The following is an 18,037-nucleotide window of genomic DNA, read 5'->3' on the forward strand; positions in this document are numbered from 1 at the left end:
GTATGTCCGAGCGCAGGCCACGCAAGGACGCGGCCCGTAACCGGGCTGCCGTCTTCGCGGCCGCCGATGACCTCTTCACCCACTGCCAGAGTCCCGAAGAGGTCACCATGGCCGACATCGCAGCGGCGGCAGGCGTCGGAAAGGGAACGCTCTTCCGTGCCTTCGGCGATCGCACGGGGCTGATCCGCGCGTTGTACGAGGCGCGGCTCGAACCGATCAGGAAGGCCGTCGACGAGGGCCCGCCGCCGCTGGGGCCCGAGACCCCGCCGCTCAAGCGCGTACCGGCTTTGCTGGACGCCGTGCTGTGCTTCAAGCTCGACAACCGCCACCTCGCGCTGGCCCTGGAGCAGACCGGCGCGGCCAGCCCGTATCGGACGGAGCACTACGAGCGGTGGCATGCCCTTCTCCGTGATCTGCTGGCGCGGATTCCCGGGCAGGCCGAGAGCGACTTCACCGCCCACGTCCTGCTCGCGGCCACCCGAGCCGACCTCGTCGCCTACCTGGCCGGTGAAAAGAGCGTGCCCCGCGAGGACCTGCGGGAGCGACTCGCCGGCTTCACCGCCGGAGTCCTCGCTGCCCGCACCCGACAGGAGTCGGCGGCAGGCGACTGACCGGCGGTCGGGGGTGGCGAGGACGTGGTCGAGTCCGTCGGCCGGGGCGTGCGCGGGTCGACGTCGGCGACGTCGGCGTCGTGCGCGGCCTCTGGCGAACATCCGGTACGGGCAGGGCGCCATCACCGCCGCCGCGGCGCGTGCCTTGACGGGGCGACCGGATCGACGGAGCGGGCAGGTGCAGGAAGCTGATGGCAGGGATGCGGGCGGTGGCCTCCTGGCGTCGGCGACCGTGGGCAACGGCGTTTACCGGCCGGCACCGAGGGAAACCGCCCGACGGGCCGCAGGCGACGGTGCCCCTGTTTCCCGCGGCCACCCTCTTTCTTCTCAGCAGGAGAAGCCGGTCATGCGGGGGCGTGATGAACACGGAGAGCGAGAGCCTGACACCTGACGGCCCTGTCCGTCCTCCGGGCGAGCCTTCGACGGCCATGCGCCCCGAAGCCGGAACACCACCGCAGGGCGGGGAGACGGAGGTCAGCGCCGGACAGTCCGACCGGGAGGCGCTGCGGCACGTGAAGGAACGCCTCAAGGCCTCCTTCCCCGCGGCGGATCCCGCCACCATCGACACGCACGTGAGAACGGCGTACGAGACACTGCGCCACGCACGGGTCCGGACGTACGTGCCGATCCTGGTCGAACGCAGGGCCAGGAACGCCCTCGCCGCGCGCAGGACCCCGCACTGGGATGCGCGGGGGACGAAGTACCCGTCGCACCCGGGTGGCGGATCCGGTGTCGGCGAAGGCACATCGTGACGGCGGGTTCGGCAGCTGGCCGGAACCGCTCACCGGGACCATGATTCCCACGGGAACCACTCGGCGGCTGCCCGACGCCGGCCAAGGATGCGGCGATGAATCCGACACGCGAGGGTGGCGCGGCATTTCGCCGAGCTGTTCCCGCGCAGCGAGTTGCACCTGCTGACGCAGGCAGGCCACGGCGTCCAGGTCGACGAGCCGGAACGAGTGGCCGACCTCATCGCTACCGAGAAGCCGGCTCTCGGACCCGCCCAGTCCGGTAATGCCAGTTCCCCGGACCCTCACTGACTGTGAGTCAGATCCTCCAGGACGGCTAGCGCACGGGCGGCGCTGTCGTGGGGGACGAACAGGTGGTCGTGGTGGAAGCCGGCGATGACGTTGCAGCTGATAGTGGCCCGCGTCAGCGCCTCGGCGATGGCTGCGGTGAGGCCGACGGCGTCCAGGGCGGAGTGCACCCGCAAGGTGATCCAGGCGGCGACGTAGTCGTAGGCGAGACCGGTCCGGTCGGCATCCTGCCTCGGCAGGACAAGGGTGAGTCCTTCCTCCTCGGCGACGGTGGCGACGGGTCGGACGTCCGCGGGGACGCGACCGTCGGGGGCGACGGTGAAGACGTACTCTCCCGGGTTCAGCACGGGACGCATGCCGACGAGCAGCTTGTGCAGGTCCTTTTCCGCGGGCATGGGGGATCTCCTTCAGTGGTGGTGGGCGGTCTGCCGGACGCAGGCCGTTGTCAGGGAGGCGGATGCCGGGGCCGGGATCATTTCAGCGGTGCGCGGCGCCATGACGCCCGGCTGAGGGCGACCATCGTGCGGCTGGTGGACGGCCGGGGCGGGCGACAGGGCGCTGCGGGAGTGCGGCGCAGTGCCGGCCCCGGCCAGTGCGAAGACGGCCGGGGTGAGCGGGTAGCCGCTGATCCTTCGACGAGATCGATGACGTGCATGAGTAGCTGCGAGCCGTCTTTGCCTGGCCGGGTACGGCGTCGCTCTCGTCCGGGGCGGGCGCCGAGACGGCGTCGCCGCAGCCGATGATAGCCGCCGGATGCCGGATGCCGGATGCCGGATCGATTCGCGGTCCTCCCCGGCCTCGTCCTCGAAGCGGTCCGGGCCGGCTCGAGGCCCCGCCTGATGCCCTTGGCCGACGGCGGTGAGCCGGGCCGCTCCCTCGTCCCCGTCTTCGACGCGCTCGCCACCTGGTCCGATGCCCACCTCTCGCAGGTCACCTCGGCCCGCCGGGCCTACGACAGGGCGCGGGCGGAGGGCCGAGGAGCGGCCACGTTCCCAGGGGAGTCGTACGGCACCCGGGCAGGTCCGGCAGCGGCAGCGTCCTTGGCCGCTGTCCGGACCGTCCCGTGCAGCGGCCGAGTGGACCGCGACGGTCCGTGTCGACGAGGGTACGCTGTGTCGAGTCCGGAAACCCGGTTCCAAGCTGTCGCCCCTGACGCGACAGCCACGGACATGTCTTTCACGGCGCCGTCACCGCCGCCGCACCGCTCATGCGGCGCCGGTCACGATCGGTCGGACGGGGCCGGGAGCGTGGCGAGTTCATCCAGGACCCGGGCTGCCGGCGCCGGGTCGACGAGCCACTTCAGGTGGCTGCCCTCAAGAGTGCGGACGTCGTACGGGTTGTCCGGAGTCAGCTCGTCGCCCTCGCGGATCAGTCGGTCCTGCATGGCGAGCGGGATGCTGGTGTCGTCGGTCAGGCGGACGTAGGTCTTCGGGATGCGGCCCCAGGTTGCGGCCTGCGCCCGGTCGGCGGAGGTGCCGACGTCCAGGTTCTCGTCGGGCTGGAGAGTGTTCAGGAAGGTCAGGAACTCCTCGTCGGTGCCGTCGGCGAGGAAGGCCGCCTTGAACGCCGCGAGGGCGTCGGGGTCCGCGGTGCGGAAGTTGACGCGGAGCAGGCCGAGTTCGGCAGGGTTCCCGGCCATCGCCAAAGCCAGGGAGGCGGCGTCGACCGTGGCCATCTCCGGCTCGGCGTAGTAGTCGGCGACGTCGAGTTCGACCGGGCACCAGGCCGAGACGTACACGATGCGGTCGATCAGGTCCGGCCGGGCATTGGCGGCGGCCGTGGCCGTGACGCCGCCCCGGCTGTGGGCGACGAGGATCACGGGGCCGTTCCGCTTGGCCCGTTCCAGGATCCCTGTCAGGTGCGCGGCGTTGTCGGCGAGCGTGACACCCTTGATCGCGCCGGGCGCGGAGGCGAGCCCTTCGGGATCCTGCGGCGCCTGGTAGGCGCGGGTGTAGGTCGCCCCGAAGCCGTGGCCGGGCAGGTCGACGGCGACCGAACGGTGGCCGAGAAGGCCGAGTTCGGCCTGGAGGGGTGCGAAGGAGAAGGAGTTCGCGAAGGCTCCGTGAACCAGTACGAACGTGGGTTGCATCTGTCTGCTCACTTTCCTGACCCCGCGGCATCGGCGGCACACGCGTCGCCGGCCCCCGGCGCCGCGAGCCACCTCGCTGCGGAGGAACGGGCCGTCGTCCTGCGGCGCACCGTCCCCGCCGCAGGGACGTCCTCGTGCATGGCACACGCGCCGCGCGGACAAGCCCCGCAACTCGTGTGAAATGTATGGACAGTTGTCTGATGTCCGGTGGTTCACCCTACCCAGCGCGAGATCATCAGTACTACCGGTTCTGCTGTGACGTCCCCGGCAGCCGCGGTCCGGTGCTGCGCGCTGGAGGTGCTGCCCGGGTCCTCCTGCCGGCTCGGGGAGGCCGCTCAGCGCGCGGTGGCGTCGGCGAGGATCGCCTGAAGCCGTGCTCGGCACTCGGCGACGAAGGAGGGGAAGGTGTGCCAGTAGTACGAGATGCCGCTGACGCCCACCGCGATCGCCCAGGCGCGGGCGCGTGTCCAGGTCGGATCGTCGAGGTCCATGGTGTCCCAGTAGGCGTGTCGTGCCTGTGGCGGCAGGTCCCAGAGCGTGGAGTGCTCGGCGTCGGGAAAGCCGACCGAGAGTCCTCCGAAGTCGATGACCGCGTGGAACCTGCCGTCCCGTACCAGGAGGTTGGTCGGCTTGAGGTCGCCGTGGAGCCACACATGCGGTCCCGAGGGCTCGGGCAGTGCGAGCGCGGCTCGCCACAACTGCTCCAGAGCGTCGACGTCGAGCTCGGAACCCACCGTGGCCCGGCAGTCGTCGAGACACCTGCCGACCCACTGGTCACATGGCCCCAAGGCGCCTCCGCGGTACCAGCTGAGGCCATCCGCGCGGGTCGCTCCCATCAGGCCGATGCCGTGGAGTTCCCTGACGACCGCCGCCAGGTCGGCTCCGAAGGCTGCCCAGTCCCGGACCGTCTCCGGGCCGGCCTCGTCACCGTCGATCCAGCGGTAGACCGACCAGACGAGCGGGAAGGCGTCGGTGGGCGTCCCTGCGTGGACGGGCTCGGGAATCCGACACGGAAGAAGGGGCGCCAGGCGAGGAAGCCATTCCTGTTCCTTCCGCACGGCCCGTCCGTTGTCGGCGGTACGCGGAAGTCGCACGAGCAGGTCGTCGCCCAGCCGGTACATGGTGTTGTCGGTGCCCGCACCCGCGGGCGACAACGACAGGTCGGCCCACTCCGGGCACTGTGCCCCCAGCAGCGACCGGACCAGCGTCTCGTCGACGGGGATCTCGTTCTCGTGAAGCGTCACATCGGAAGTCTCGCCACTGGACGGCCGGGCGGCCACCGACTTTTCCCGGCCCTGGTCCAGCCCGACGCCGCGGAAGGTCTGTCGGCGGGGGACCTGTCGGCGGGGACCACCGCGCCGTGCCGCGCGTGGTGCCTTCGTGCCGGCGGCAGCACGGGTGAGCGTACGGCTTCAGGCCGCCGGCCGGTCGTCGAGTGGATGGCGGCGCCGACGGGCCGAGTGCGTGAGGGACGGCGCGCGCCAGGCTCCGTCCGGCTGGTAGAGGTTGGTCCCGGGCGCCACGATCTCGTCGATCCTGTCCAGGACGGCGTCGTCGAGGACGAGGGACGACCCCTTGAGCGTGTCGTGGAGCTGCTCGTACGTACGCGGCCCGATGATCACCGAGGTGACGGCCGGATGCGCCAGCGGGAAGGCCAGCGCCAGTTCCGGCAGGGTGCAGCCGAGTCCGTCCGCGACCGCCACGAGCTCCTCGACGGCCTCCAGTTTTGCCGCGTTGCCGGGCAGACCCGGGTCGAAGCGCGCCGGGTCGAGCGCGGCGCGACCGGTGCCGAGATCGACCGGCTGCCCCTTGCGGTAGCGCCCGGTGAGGAAGCCCGATGCGAGCGGACTCCAGGTCAGTGCACCCATCCCGAGCCGCTGCACGACAGGCAGCACATGTGCCTCGACGCCCCGGGCGAGCAGCGAGTACGGCGGCTGCTCGGTGTGGAATCGCCGGAGCCCTCGGCGTTCGGCGACATGGTGTGCTTCGACGATCTCCTCGGCGGGAAAGGTCGAGCACCCGAATGCCCGGATCTTGCCTTCCCGCACCAGATCACCCAGCACCGAGAGGGTCTCCTCGATGTCGGTGGTGTGGTCCGGACGGTGCACCTGGTACAGATCGATCCAGTCCGTGCCCAGCCGTCGCAGGCTCTCCTCCACCTCCCGGACGATCCAGCGCCGTGAGTTGCCACCCCGGTTGCGGCCCTCGCCCATCGGGAAGTGGACTTTGGTCGCGAGTACGACGTCGTCCCGGCGGCGCTGCAGGGCCTTGCCGACGATGGTCTCCGACTCGCCCGCGGAGTACATGTCGGCGGTGTCGACGAAGTTGATGCCGTGGTCGAGCGCGGCATGGATGATCCGTACGCAGTCGTCGTGATCCGGATTGCCGACCGTGCCGAACATCATGGCCCCGAGACAGTAGGTACTGACTTCCATGCCCGTGCCGCCGAGGACGCGATAGCGCATGATGAAACCCCTTGATGGTAAACGGATTCGGCGATGTGCAGGCCTGCTCCGACCAGCCCGGCGACGGGAACGCTAGGACCTAGACTCGGCTCTAGATCAAGTGCTGACCAGGGCGGGGGGAACGCTGTGACCGAGCGCGCGGCCGGGCTGAGCATCGGGCAGGTGGCCGAACGGACGGGCCTGAGTGTCCATGCGCTGCGCTTCTACGAGCGCGAGGGCATCCTGCTGAACGGCCCGGTCCGGGATGCCGGCGGACGTCGTGTCTACAGCGAGGACGACGTCGACTGGCTCCGTCTCTGCGTGATCCTGCGCGCCTCCGGCATGCCGCTGCCGGCGATCCGCCGCTACACCGAGCTGGCACGCGCGGGCGCCGGCAACGAGCCCGAACGCCTCGCCCTGCTGCGCGAACACGAGGCGCGCGTGGGCGAGCAGATCGCCGAACTCACCCGTTGTCTGGACCTGATCCGGTACAAGGTCGCGGTCTACGACGACCTGGTGGCCGCCGACAGCCCCGACCACGGCTGCAACCCCCGAGCATGAGCAGGTGAGACGGAGGCGGGTCGCATCCTGGGCCGCACCGTCGACCGGGTCCGAGGGTGACCGCGCGGCGTCAGCCAGCGCGGTCTCATGCGCGACGTGCCCGGCCACGAATCCCGTGAGCTGGGCGAACACCTCCGGCTTCGCCGCTCCGTCCAGCCCGGTGGGCCGCAAGGCGGAGAGCGCGCGTTCCATGAAAGCCAGCACGTTCGAGCCGGGGGAGCGGCGGGTGGACAGGGCGGTGGACAGCCAGGGATGCCGCAGCATGAGGGCCCGCTGGAGGTGGGCGATGTCCGCGAGGTCGGCGCGCCAGTCGCCGGACAGGGGCCCCGTCGCCGGCAGTTCGCCGCTGACGTGGTCGATCACCAGCGCCGGCAGCGTCTCCTTGTCGGGGGCGCAGCTGTAGAGCGACATGACACCGGCTCCGACCTGTGCGGCGCCCCGTCGCATCGTCACCGCTTCGAGCCCTTCGGCGTCCGCGAGGGCGACGGCCGCCGAGGTGATCGCCTCGCGACCGAGGCGCCCGTGACCGACTGACGCGCAGGGGAGGCCGACCCTGCGCCCTGGTCCGCAGCGTCGCTCCGATCGCGCGGGGAGTCGCTCAAGCGGCGGCCGACGGACCCGGTCCGCTGCGGGCGAACGCCGCTGGGGATCCGGCGCCGACTGTGTTTGGGTGTCGATATGGAGATCTTGGTTCTGGGCGGAACAGCTTGGGTGGGCCGTGAGTTGTCGCGCCAGGCGCTCGCGCGCGGCCATCGGGTGACCTGCCTCGCCCGCGGCGAGAGCGGAGCCATGGCGGACGGAGCGGCCCTGGTGGCGGCCGACCGGACGGATCCCTCGGCCTACGGGCCACTGCTCGACCGCGCATGGGACGCGGTCGTCGAGGTGTCATGGCAGCCGGGTTTCGTCCGTGGGGCACTGGACGCCCTGGGGAGCCGCGCCCGGCACTGGATCTACGTCTCGTCCGTCAGCGCCTATGCGTCCCATGGTGCATCGGACACGGACGAGTCCACGGCCCTCCTCGCTCCGACCGACCGGAGCGAGGCGGACCGTGAGGTGTACGGCGAGGCGAAGGTCGCCTGCGAGCAGGCGTCGGCGGCCGTGATGGGCGATCGCCTGCTCATCGCACGCGCCGGTCTCATCGGCGGCCCCGGAGACCACAGCGGACGCTCCGGCTACTGGGTGGCCCGTGCCGCACGCGATCGGCGAGGGCCGATGCTGGTTCCCGACGAGCCGGCCATGCCGACACAGGTGGTCGACGTGCGGGACCTCACCGCCTGGCTGCTCGACGCCGCGGAGACGGGAACCACCGGCACCTACGACGCCGTCGGCCCGGTCGTGCCGTTCGGCGAGTGGATCGAGCTGTCCCGCTCGGTCGGCGGACACACCGGTCCGGTCGTCACCGCCGGCTCGGAATGGCTGCGTGCGAACGGCGTGGCCGGGTACATGGGGGCCGAGTCGCTGCCGATGTGGCTGATCGAGCCGGGCTGGGAAGGATGGTCCGCCCGGACCGGCTCCGCCGCCCGCGCCGCGGGGCTCCGCCATCGGCCCCGGGCGGAACTGCTGGCCGACACGCTCGTCTGGGAACGCGAGCAGGGCCTGGACCGGGCACGGCGAGCCGGTCTCAGTGGCCCGCGGGAACGGGAGTTGCTCGCCGCCCTGGCCGACGGCCTCGGCTGATCGGACCGGCTCTCCTCCAGGGGGCCCACGACGCCGGACCCGGCCTGCGCGAGCTCCTGACGGGTCTGAGGATCCCCGTACGTACCTGCTGCCCGCGACGGACGCCGCGCTGCCGGCGCGGACACCGCCTACTAGAGCTTGGAAGACGGCGGGCGCCGCCGGGTCGTACGCCTCGACCCCGCCCTCCTCTGCGGGCGCGCGCCAGCAGGGCCCACTGCAGGCAGTACGCACACTGCAGGGTGCGATTCTTGTGCAGCGCGACCGATCGGGCCTGCTCATCCTTAGTGATGAGTGCCTGGTGGTGAATATGTCAGTGTGGCGGGATCTTCATGCGCTGATGGCGTTCACGTATCAGGGGCTGCATCGTGATGTTATGGCGCGTCGCTATGAGTTCTTCGAGCGGGTGGACGAGGCGATGTCGGTGTTGTGGTGGATCCAGGCCGGTCACCGTCCCAGCTTGAAGGAAGCGGAGCAGCGTCTGGTCCATCTGCGTGAGCACGGTCCCACCCCTACGCTTTCACGCTCCGCATCACCTTCCCGGCGGGCAGGGCCCAAGCCGGGGCCAGCTCTGCCGAAGGAGTGTCATGACTCCTGGTGTGGAAGGCGGAAGGTGCGTCGGTATACCTGGGGCGTGATTCCCAGGCGTCGGGCGAAGTGATGGCGCAGGTTGTCGACGGTGCCGAAGCCGGTCCGTCGGGCGATGGTGGTGATCGCATCGTCGGTGCTCTCCAGGTGGTGCTGGGCGAGGAGGACGCGCTGCGCCGTCAGCCATTGGACGGGGGTGGTTCCGGTTTCCTCCTGGAAGCGCCGGGCGAAGGTGCGGGGGGACAGGTGGGCGTGGTGGGCCATGGCCTCGACGGTCAGGTTCTGGTCGAGGTGGGCTTCGATCCAGGCAAGGACAGGGCTGAGGGAGCCGGTTCCCTCCCGGGGCTGGGGGCGTTCGCGGTATTGGCGCTGGCCGCCTTCCCGGTGCGGAGGAGCGACCATGCGGCGCGCGATGGCGTTGGCGACGGCACTGCCGTGTTCCTTGCGGACCAGGTGCAGGCACGCGTCGACGCCGGCGGCGGTGCCGGCGCCAGTGATGACCGGGTCCTCGTCGACGTACAGCACGTCCGATTCGACCCGGGCCCTCGGGTGGCGGCGGGCCAGTTCCTCGGTGTAGCGCCAGTGGGTGGTGCAGCGCCGTCCGTCCAGCAGGCCCACCTGGCCCAGGAGGAAGGCGCCGGTGCAGATGCTCAGGACGCGGGCGCCGCGTTCAGCGGCGGCACACAGCGCGTCGACCAAGCGGTCCGGCTGCCGCACCGCTATGTCATAGGCCGGGACGCAGATGAGATCCGCGGAGGAGAGTCGGTCCAGGCCATGAGGGGCCTGTACGTCAAAGCCGTGGCGCGTGGGCACGCTGCCGCCCGTTGCCGAGACGAGGGCGAATTCGTAGACGGGCAGTGCTTCGTCGCTGCGGTCGATACCGAAGACCTCACAGAAGATACCCAGCTCGAAGGCATGGCTGCCTTCGAGAGCCAGGACGGCGACATCGCTCAGCATCAGAGCCGGTCTCCCTCACATTCGACACGATGGCAGCAATTTCAGCCTACATGTCATCCCTGCCACTTTCGTCTGGCGCCTGGCCTTGGAAGGCTCGAACCGTTCCGTGAACCACGCAGACAGCTAGGGCATACGATGACCACGAACCTCCCCGTCACCAGCACGGACGCACTTTCGTCGCAGTCTGGACAGGTATTGCGCACCCTCGCGCTCGATGAGGACCTGAAGTGGCGCATCCCGCAAGACCCGATACTGGGCCCCCTGGTCCATAAGGTCGCCAGGCGGTTCGTGGCAGGCGAAAGCCTGACCGATGCGCTAGACCGCGCGAACAGCATCCTTGCGGACGGTCACCGTGTGAGCGTCGAGTACCTAGGGGAAAGCTGCCGCGACCGGCAGCGGGCTGCGACGGAGACCGACGTGTTCCTCGACGCCGCCCGACTGCTGCCACCCGGCTGCTCGATTTCTCTCGACCTGTCCCACATCGGCCTCGCCGTCGACGCAGACCTTGCCCTGGCCAATGCGTCCCGCATTGCGCAGGCCACAGCCGAGACGGGTCTAGAGATGATCATCTCAGCTGAAGGCTCCGACCGCACCGACGCCGTGCTGGCCCTGCACCGCACCTTGTGCGAGCGGTACGACCACGTCGGCATCACGGTCCAGGCGCGACTTCACCGCACGGCCGACGACCTGCGAGAACTCCTCGCGCTCCCTGGCCGTATCCGCCTGGTCAAGGGCGCCTTTCTCGAGCCCGAGACCATCGCCCTACCGCGCGAAGGGTCCGCTCTAACCACCACCTACCTCAACTACGCAGAGCAACTGGCCAACTCAGGCCACCTGTGCTCCTTCGCCACCCATGACTGGGACCTGATCCAGCGCATTGACTCCGACCTCGGAGGGAAGGGCTATGAGACCGCTCTCTGGGAATTCGAAACCCTCCTCGGCCTTGGCCCCGACCGCCTCAACGCCATGGCCGAGAAAGGCCACCCCACCCGCGAATACGTCGTCTTCGGCACCGAATGGTGGCTCTACGTCTGCAACAGGCTCGCCGAAGACCCCAAGCGCCTGTTCCAGGCCCTCATCGACGCCGCTTCCTGAGGGCGGTGTCCGGCAGCGGGGTCCCACTTTGTGATCTGCGTGGTAGTGCGAGGGTAAGCGTGGTGATCAACGAGGCACCGAGGCGCCGACTGAAGGGCGTCGAAGGAGACGTTGAGCCGATCCGTGCGGCGCGACCGCAACTGCGGCCACCGTGCCCTACTAGCCGAGACGGGGGTGGCCGTGGTGGCGGTCCCCGGCGCCCACGGCATGTCGCCGCGCGGCTGGAGGGACTCCAGGGTGCCCGTCACCCCGGGGCGGTTGCGGAGTCCGACGTGCCGGAGGAGCGCGACGGACCCCGTCCGCGGTGGTGAACGCCGCGCCCGCGTCCACGAGGGGGAACGTGGCCGCCGAGGTGTCGGCGGCCACGTGGGTGCGCTGCTTACGGCGCCATCTCGTACGCCCCGGACAGCGCCTCGACACGCTGCCAGACGCGCGCCGAACGGGCCTCGTCCACGACGGGACGGCGCACCGCGCCCAGCGCCCAGCTCTGCTGCTCGGCAGTGGCGGAGTCCTTGCCGTACAGCTCGACCGCGTACGCGGAGAAGTCCCGGACGAGGACGGCGAACAGTTCGTCGAGCACGTCCTCGTCGAGGCCGGTGAGGCGGGCCTGCTCCAGGATCAGCTGGCCGTGCACGACCAGGGCGAAGAGCTGGCCGACGGCCAGGAGCAGGTCGAGGTCGCGGCTCTGCTTCTCGTCGGGGGCGGCGGTGGTGACGAACTCACAGAGCGCGTCGGCCTGTTCGCGGAACCGGGTGACGTTGGGCACATGGGCGTAGCCGTCGTAGGCGGGGCGCCAGTCGTGGAAGCGCACCGAGCCCAGGCCGCGGGCCGGTCCCTGCCGGAAGAGGAACGCGTCGTCGGCGGCGTCCAGTCGCGTCGGCACGGGCTCGTACTCGGCCGGGGCCAGCAGGTGGTTGTGCATGAACTTGAGGATGAGCGCGAGGTTCACGTGGACCGTGCCCTCGAGCTTGGGCAGCCCCCGGATCTCGGAGGCGGCCTGGGCGAAGTAGGTGTCCTTCTCGAAGCCCTTGGCCGCGATGACGTCCCACATGAGGTCGATGACCTTCTCGCCCTCGGTGGTCACCTTCATCTTCGTCATCGGGTTGAACAGCAGGTAGCGCCGGTCGTCGGAGCCGGCGGAGCGGAAGTAGTCGACGGCGCGGTCGCTGAACAGCTTCATGCCGACGAGGCGGACGTACGCGTCGGCCAGCTCACGCCGCACGTGCGGGAACGCGGTCACGGGGCGGCCGTAGAGGATGCGGTTCTGCGCATGGGTGACGGCCTCGTACATCGCGTGCTCGCAGATACCGATGGAGGCGGTGCACAGGTTGAACTTGCCGACGTTGACGGTGTTCAGCGCGGCGTCGAAGGCGGCGCGGCCGGTGTGCAGGACGTCGTCGGGAGCGACCGGGTAGTTCTCGAGGCGGAACTCGCTGACGTACTTGGAGGAGTCGACGACGTTCTTCACCAGGTGGTAGTCCGGGTGGCGGCTGTCCGCGGCGAAGAAGACGTAGCCGTCGGGGCCCTCGATGTCGGTGCGGCGGCCGAACACCGAGACGAGACCGGCTGCGTTGCCGTTGCCGATGTAGTACTTCGAACCGGTGGCCCGGAAACCGCCGTTGCCGTCGGGCTCGAGCAGCATGTCGGTGGAGTAGATGTCGGCGCCGTGCGTCTTCTCGGACAGGCCGAAGGCGAACACCTCGCCCTGGGTGAGGAGTTCGGCCGCACGGCTGCGGGCTGCCGCGTTGTCGCTCTGCCAGACGGGGCCGAGACCGAGGATGGTCACCTGCCAGGCGTACCAGTAGTCGAGCCCGTAGAAGCCGAAGATCTCGTTGAGGGCGGCGATCCGGGCCGTGTCCCACCGTTGGTCCTCGCCGGTCGCGGCGGACGCCGGGGTGAGGAACGTAGCGAAGAGACCTTCCTTGGCGGAGAAGTCGAGGAAGTCCGACAGCCAGGCGCGGGAGCGGTAGTCCTCGATCAGCTTGCGCTTGCCGCGCGCCTCGAACCAGTCGACGGTCGCGCGCAGCAGCCTCCGGGTCTCGGCGTCGAAGTGTGCCGGGTCGTAGGTGCGGGGGTTGAACAGCAGCGGGTCGGCCATGGGTGTTCGCCTTCCGGAGTGTCGGGGGTTGACGGATACGGGGGGACAGGCGGATACGGCGGAAGCGGTTCAGTCGGAACGGTGTGAGGCGGCGAGCCGGTGGAGAGTGGCGAGTACGTCGTCGAGCCAGGCGATCGTCATCCGCTCGTACGCGATACCACCGCGCAGCACCACGTGCTGCAGTTCCTGGCCGGCGTCGAGGGGCGCGGGCGCGTCGGGCCCGGTGAAGTCGCGCGCCTCACCGGCCAGATAGTGCGTGAGCCGGTCGCCGTGCGCCCGGCGGTGGCGCTCGACCTCGCTGATCAGGGCGGCGGGGTCGTCGAAGGCTGCGCCGCGGACCTTCACCGCGAGCTCGTGCCGGACGCTCTCGGGTTCGACCGGCTCGTGCAGCCACCGGGAGAGCTCGGCGCGGCCGGGCCCGGCGACCGAGTACTCCTTCTTGTCCGGCCTGCTCTGCTGCGGCACGTCGCGGACATCGAGCAGGCCCTCGCTCTCCATGCGCTTGAGCACGCGGTAGATCTGCTGGTGGGTGGCGGTCCAGAAGTACCCGATGGACCGCTCGAACCGGCGGGCCAGCTCATAGCCGGAGCCCGGCTTCTCCAGCAGAGAGACGAGGATCGCGTGTTCGAGCGCCATGACGCCGATCTTGCTATGCAACTCGTTGCATAGACAAGAGGCGGCACTCGGATGAGACGGGGCTCACCCGGGCCGCCCGAATCGTTCCGGCGACACCGCGCCGCCGCCCGGCTGCGGGGTGCGTCGACGCGTGCCACGCTGGTACGGCCTGCGTGGCCGCGATGTCTGCCCGGCCCGCACGGCACCTCCCCCGCATCGGCGGTCCGTGGTCGTCGCAGGACGCCGGCCGGCCGTGACCGTCACCGACCGGAAAGGCGGGAATCGGATGAGCGTCAAGCCCGTTCCCGAGGGTTATCCGCGCGTCACCCCCTACCTCTGCGTCGACGGGGCCGCGGAAGCGATCGACTTCTACTGCTCGGTCCTGGGTGCCGTCGAACGCATGAGGATGGGTGCGCCGGACGGCACGATCGGCCACGCCGAGGTGGAGATCGGGAACTCCGTCGTCATGCTCTCGGACGAGTACCCGGAGATGGGAATGCGCGGTCCGAAGTCGGTGGGCGGCACATCGGTGACGCTCTACGTGTACGTCGAGGACGTCGACGCGGTCTTCGCCGCGGCGCTCGCCAAGGGCGCCGTGGAGGTGGACGCGGTCAAGGACCAGTTCTACGGCGACCGCTCCGGTCAGTTCGAGGACCCCTTCGGCCATCGCTGGGCCGTCGCCACCCATGTGGAGGACATTTCGCCCGAGGAGATGGAGAAGCGCGCCAGGCAGGCCATGCAGGGCGGCGGCTGAACCGCTGCGGCCGGCCCCGGCGGCCCTTCGAGCGGCAGCATCGCAGGCGGCGCAAGGCCGGCCTTCGGCGGCGGGGGTCCGCCGTGGGTCGGCGTAGGAGACGAGAAACGCCCAGGACATGACGAGTCAGGCCATCTCCACCCCCATGAAACAGGGCATTCCGCGCTCCGATGTTCCATGGAGTCGATCACGGTTCGCTGCTCAGGGGTGCCGCGTGAATGATCGAAGTGGCATGGGGTTAGCATATGAGCGCCGCCTAGCTCGAAAGATAAACCTGTGACTGTCAACGAGGACTCGTTCACAAACTGGATGAACCGCGAGGAGATCGCGGAGTCGATGATCCCGATCATCGGGAAGCTGCACCGGGAAAGGGACGTCACGGTCCTGCTCCACAGCCGCTCCCTGGTGAACAAGTCGGTGGTCAGCATCCTGAAGACCCACCGATTCGCCCGGCAGATCGACGGTGAGGAACTCTCGGTCACCGAGACCATGCCGTTCCTGCAGGCTCTCACCGCCCTCGACCTGGGCCCCTCCCAGATCGACATAGGCATGCTCGCCGCGACGTTCAAGGCCGACGACCGCGGTCTGTCGGTGGAGGAGTTCACCGCCGAGGCCGTCGCCGGTGCCACGGGTGCCAACAAGATCGAGCGCGCCGAGCCGCGCGACGTCGTCCTCTACGGATTCGGCCGCATCGGCCGCCTCGTCGCCCGCCTGCTGATCGAGAAGGCCGGCTCCGGCAACGGCCTGCGACTGCGTGCCGTCGTCGTCCGTCAGGGCGGCGACCAGGACATCGTCAAGCGCGCCTCGCTGCTGCGCCGCGACTCCATCCACGGCCAGTTCCAGGGAACGATCACCGTTGACGAGGCGAACAGCACCATTGTCGCCAACGGCAACGAGATCAAGGTGATCTACGCGAGCGACCCCTCCGAGGTCGACTACACGGCGTACGGCATCAAGAACGCCATCCTCATCGACAACACCGGCAAGTGGCGTGACCGCGCGGGTCTGTCGAAGCACCTCCGCCCCGGCATCGACAAGGTCGTCCTGACCGCGCCGGGCAAGGGCGACGTCCCCAACATCGTGCACGGCGTCAACCACGACACGATCAAGCCGGACGAGCAGATCCTGTCCTGCGCGTCCTGCACCACCAACGCGATCGTCCCGCCGCTCAAGGCGATGGCGGACGAGTACGGCGTCCTGCGCGGCCACGTGGAGACCGTCCACTCGTTCACCAACGACCAGAACCTGCTGGACAACTACCACAAGGCCGACCGTCGCGGCCGTTCCGCGCCGCTCAACATGGTCATCACCGAGACGGGTGCCGCCTCCGCGGTCGCCAAGGCGCTGCCCGAGCTCAAGGCCCCGATCACCGGCAGCTCCATCCGCGTCCCGGTGCCCGACGTCTCGATCGCGATCCTCAGCCTGCGACTCGGCCGCGAGGCCACCCGTGAGGAGGTCCTCGACTACCTCCGCAAGGTGTCGCTGACCTCGCCGCTGAAGCGCCAGATCGACTTCATCAGCGCCCCCGACGCGGTCTCCAACGACTTCATCGGCTCGCGTCACGCCTCGATCGTCGACGCCGGCGCCACCAAGGTCGACGGTGACAGCGCGATCCTCTACCTGTGGTACGACAACGAGTTCGGCTACTCGTGCCAGGTCATCCGGGTCGTCCAGCACGTCTCCGGCGTGGAGTACCCGACCTTCCCGGCCCCGGTGGTCTGAACCTGACGCACCGTCAGTTCGACGTATGAGCAGGTGGGGCGGCATCCCTGTGCCGCCCCACCAGTCGTATTTCCTGGCGCCGGCCTTCAGGAGGCCGGCGCCCGCCGGAAGCGGAGCCTGCAGATCACCGCGTCGGTTCCCGGCGCAGAAGGGGAGGCTCAGAACTTTTCCGGGAACTTCACGGCGAGGAAGAGGTAGCCGATCAGACCGATCGCGACGACAAGACCTACGACCTTTTCTGCACTCACGGGCCGATCAGCTCCTCTCCGGTTCACCGGTCGGGATTTTCCCCCGGCAGAACCCGCCACAGCCGTGCCCCGGCTTTCCTTGACGCGCTCCATGCGCGAGGATCCCGAACCTTGACGACTTTCTCACGGCCGTGGGTGCGTGGCGTAAGAGAACCGCCAATCCCTCGCTTTTGAAGCGACACGAGTGCGGGTCCGGAACCAGCTTTCTCTCCTGCCGCCGGAGACCGGGACGTCAGTGGCTCGACACCGGCCGGACGTTCCCATCCGTCCGGCTGCCGCGTCTCCGGCGGCCGCTGGTGCCGGGGCCTCGGCACCAGCGGGCAGCTCCGTGCCGTTGCCCGGTGTGCACCGGGCTCCGTGCCGTTATCCCGTGTGCACCGGCCGGACCTCGCGAGCGCTGCCCTGCTCGTTCCTCGCGGGCCGGCCATCCGAAGGCTCCGCTTACCCACGCCCGGTGCGTCCGGGCCGTCGTCGGCGTGTCCGGTCAGGGCCGGGGTCAAGGCGGAGGAGCAAGGGAGACAGGGCCGTGTTCCGCCCCGCGGGCCGCTCCGGGATACTGGAGCGATGCCGCAGTCGCCGCTCGCCGTGGAACCGGAACCCATAACGGCCGATCCGCCTCATGTCGCAGGCGACCCCCTGCTCACCCAGTCGTGGCTCGACTTGGCCTTCCTCCACTGGGCGGTCGACCCCGCGGACGTGGCCCCGTTGCTGCCGGCCGGCACCCGGCCGGACACGCTGGACGGGGTCACGTACGTCGGTCTCGTCGCGTTCCGGATGCACCGCGTCGGATGGTTCAGTCTTCCCGGGATCCCGTACCTCGGCTCCTTCCCGGAGACCAACGTCCGTCTGTACTCCGTGGACGACCACGGCCGGCGTGGCGTGGTCTTCCGTTCCCTCGACGCATCGCGGCTGATCCCTGTCGCGGTCGGACGGGCCGTGTTCCGGCTGCCGTACGCCTGGTCGCGGATGAAGCTCCGTCAGGAGGGCGCGACGGTCACGTACACCAGCACCCGGCGCTGGCCCGGACCGCGCGGCGCGCACAGCAGCCTTGCGATCCGGATCGGGGCGCAGGTCGGCGAACCCACCGAGACCGAGCACTTCCTCACCGCGCGCTGGGGCATGCACAGCGCGTTCTTCGGGCGGCCGCTCTATCTCCCGAACGCCCACCCCCGCTGGCCCCTGCACCGCGCCGAGCTGCTGCGCTGCGACGAGAACCTGGTGACCGCGGCGGGCCTGCCCGCGCCGGTCGGGGCTCCCTCCAGCGTGCTCTACTCGCCGGGAGTCCCGGTCCGGTTCGGACGCCCGCCGCGCACTCCGGCCGGCATCCCCACTCCCTGACCCACGCCGTTACGGCGGAACCCGGAGCCTGGCCGGAACTCGCGGTCTGGGGCCGCTGTCATGGGGGTGACCGAAAGTCGTTGGACCCGCTGCCGCCCTCGTACCGGTCCGTCCGGGCGTCGGGCCCCAGCGGCAAGGGTGAGAGGGGCCGTATTCCGTCGAAGTCGGACGGGACTCATGACACGGGTTGCTTTCCGGTGGCCACC

At 69.8% G+C, this 18,037-nt stretch carries 16 protein-coding genes, 2 pseudogenes and 1 riboswitch; of the genes and pseudogenes, 9 read left to right on the plus strand and 9 right to left on the minus strand.

The features are described from left to right. Window positions 1-2: 2 nt before the first annotated feature. On the plus strand, window positions 3-611 hold the full coding sequence (locus ACZ4Z5_RS29315) for a TetR/AcrR family transcriptional regulator (protein ID WP_468268237.1): 609 nt from the start codon (window positions 3-5) through the stop codon (window positions 609-611). 428 nt (window positions 612-1,039) lie between these two features. Then, a complete protein-coding gene (locus ACZ4Z5_RS29320; RefSeq protein WP_468268240.1) occupies window positions 1,040-1,363 on the plus strand; it encodes a three-helix bundle dimerization domain-containing protein in 324 nt (107 codons plus the stop codon). Between the two features lie 281 nt (window positions 1,364-1,644). Here the strand turns inward: ACZ4Z5_RS29320 and ACZ4Z5_RS29325 are convergent, their stop codons facing one another. The 4 genes from ACZ4Z5_RS29325 to ACZ4Z5_RS29340 all read right to left on the minus strand — a co-directional run bounded on the left by ACZ4Z5_RS29325 (window position 1,645) and on the right by ACZ4Z5_RS29340 (window position 6,202). Next, window positions 1,645-2,043, minus strand: coding sequence for an ACT domain-containing protein (locus ACZ4Z5_RS29325; protein WP_468268243.1), 399 nt, complete (start codon window positions 2,041-2,043; stop codon window positions 1,645-1,647). A gap of 267 nt (window positions 2,044-2,310) precedes the next feature. Further along, window positions 2,311-2,371: riboswitch (guanidine-III (ykkC-III) riboswitch) on the minus strand. Window positions 2,372-2,867: 496 nt separating this feature from the next. Next, window positions 2,868-3,737, minus strand: coding sequence for an alpha/beta fold hydrolase (locus ACZ4Z5_RS29330; protein ID WP_468268246.1), 870 nt, complete (start codon window positions 3,735-3,737; stop codon window positions 2,868-2,870). A 335-nt stretch (window positions 3,738-4,072) separates the two neighbouring features. Next, window positions 4,073-4,981: an aminoglycoside phosphotransferase family protein gene (locus tag ACZ4Z5_RS29335; RefSeq protein WP_468268249.1), complete on the minus strand. Its 909-nt coding sequence runs from the start codon at window positions 4,979-4,981 to the stop codon at window positions 4,073-4,075. Window positions 4,982-5,149: 168 nt separating this feature from the next. Further along, window positions 5,150-6,202: an aldo/keto reductase gene (locus ACZ4Z5_RS29340; protein WP_468268252.1), complete on the minus strand. Its 1,053-nt coding sequence runs from the start codon at window positions 6,200-6,202 to the stop codon at window positions 5,150-5,152. Between the two features lie 126 nt (window positions 6,203-6,328). On the opposite strand from ACZ4Z5_RS29340, the gene ACZ4Z5_RS29345 reads away from it, so the two are divergent. Further along, window positions 6,329-6,742 carry a MerR family transcriptional regulator gene (locus ACZ4Z5_RS29345; RefSeq protein WP_468268255.1) on the plus strand — a complete coding sequence of 138 codons (414 nt, stop codon included), beginning with the start codon at window positions 6,329-6,331 and terminating at the stop codon, window positions 6,740-6,742. A gap of 54 nt (window positions 6,743-6,796) precedes the next feature. On the opposite strand, the pseudogene ACZ4Z5_RS29350 reads toward ACZ4Z5_RS29345, so the two are convergent. After that, window positions 6,797-7,420 (minus strand): annotated as a pseudogene (locus ACZ4Z5_RS29350) (TetR/AcrR family transcriptional regulator C-terminal domain-containing protein); the annotation flags it as partial. On the opposite strand from ACZ4Z5_RS29350, the gene ACZ4Z5_RS29355 reads away from it, so the two are divergent. After that, window positions 7,421-8,419, plus strand: a complete 999-nt coding sequence (locus ACZ4Z5_RS29355) for an NAD-dependent epimerase/dehydratase family protein (protein ID WP_468268258.1) — start codon at window positions 7,421-7,423, stop codon at window positions 8,417-8,419. A 286-nt stretch (window positions 8,420-8,705) separates the two neighbouring features. After that, window positions 8,706-9,007: pseudogene (locus ACZ4Z5_RS29360) on the plus strand (DUF3291 domain-containing protein); the annotation flags it as partial. On the opposite strand, the gene ACZ4Z5_RS29365 reads toward ACZ4Z5_RS29360, so the two are convergent. Continuing rightward, window positions 9,002-9,961, minus strand: coding sequence for a GlxA family transcriptional regulator (locus ACZ4Z5_RS29365; protein ID WP_468268261.1), 960 nt, complete (start codon window positions 9,959-9,961; stop codon window positions 9,002-9,004). The pseudogene ACZ4Z5_RS29360 and the gene ACZ4Z5_RS29365 overlap by 6 nt on opposite strands. A gap of 135 nt (window positions 9,962-10,096) precedes the next feature. On the opposite strand from ACZ4Z5_RS29365, the gene ACZ4Z5_RS29370 reads away from it, so the two are divergent. Next, window positions 10,097-11,056 (plus strand): proline dehydrogenase family protein, encoded by a 960-nt coding sequence (locus tag ACZ4Z5_RS29370; protein ID WP_468268264.1) that lies wholly within the window; start codon window positions 10,097-10,099, stop codon window positions 11,054-11,056. Window positions 11,057-11,435: 379 nt separating this feature from the next. Here ACZ4Z5_RS29370 and ACZ4Z5_RS29375 read toward each other — a convergent pair whose 3' ends face one another. Together ACZ4Z5_RS29375 and ACZ4Z5_RS29380 are read right to left on the minus strand one after the other, a co-directional pair. Next, a complete protein-coding gene (locus tag ACZ4Z5_RS29375; protein ID WP_468268267.1) occupies window positions 11,436-13,154 on the minus strand; it encodes an acyl-CoA dehydrogenase family protein in 1,719 nt (572 codons plus the stop codon). A gap of 69 nt (window positions 13,155-13,223) precedes the next feature. After that, window positions 13,224-13,790 (minus strand): PadR family transcriptional regulator, encoded by a 567-nt coding sequence (locus tag ACZ4Z5_RS29380; RefSeq protein WP_468268269.1) that lies wholly within the window; start codon window positions 13,788-13,790, stop codon window positions 13,224-13,226. Window positions 13,791-14,055: 265 nt separating this feature from the next. Here ACZ4Z5_RS29380 and ACZ4Z5_RS29385 point away from each other — a divergent pair, with 265 nt between their 5' ends. Both ACZ4Z5_RS29385 and ACZ4Z5_RS29390 read left to right on the plus strand, forming a co-directional pair. Then, window positions 14,056-14,523, plus strand: a complete 468-nt coding sequence (locus tag ACZ4Z5_RS29385) for a VOC family protein (protein ID WP_468268272.1) — start codon at window positions 14,056-14,058, stop codon at window positions 14,521-14,523. A 276-nt stretch (window positions 14,524-14,799) separates the two neighbouring features. After that, entirely contained in the window at window positions 14,800-16,245 is a 1,446-nt protein-coding gene (locus ACZ4Z5_RS29390) for a glyceraldehyde-3-phosphate dehydrogenase (protein ID WP_468268275.1), read from the plus strand. A 158-nt stretch (window positions 16,246-16,403) separates the two neighbouring features. Here ACZ4Z5_RS29390 and kdpF read toward each other — a convergent pair whose 3' ends face one another. Continuing rightward, window positions 16,404-16,493, minus strand: a complete 90-nt coding sequence (gene kdpF / locus ACZ4Z5_RS29395) for a K(+)-transporting ATPase subunit F (RefSeq protein ID WP_468268278.1) — start codon at window positions 16,491-16,493, stop codon at window positions 16,404-16,406. Window positions 16,494-17,057: 564 nt separating this feature from the next. Here kdpF and ACZ4Z5_RS29400 point away from each other — a divergent pair. Further along, window positions 17,058-17,831, plus strand: coding sequence for a YqjF family protein (locus ACZ4Z5_RS29400; protein WP_468268281.1), 774 nt, complete (start codon window positions 17,058-17,060; stop codon window positions 17,829-17,831). Window positions 17,832-18,037 lie beyond the last annotated feature (206 nt).

It is taken from the genome of Streptomyces sp. NPDC030222 (assembly GCF_055573115.1).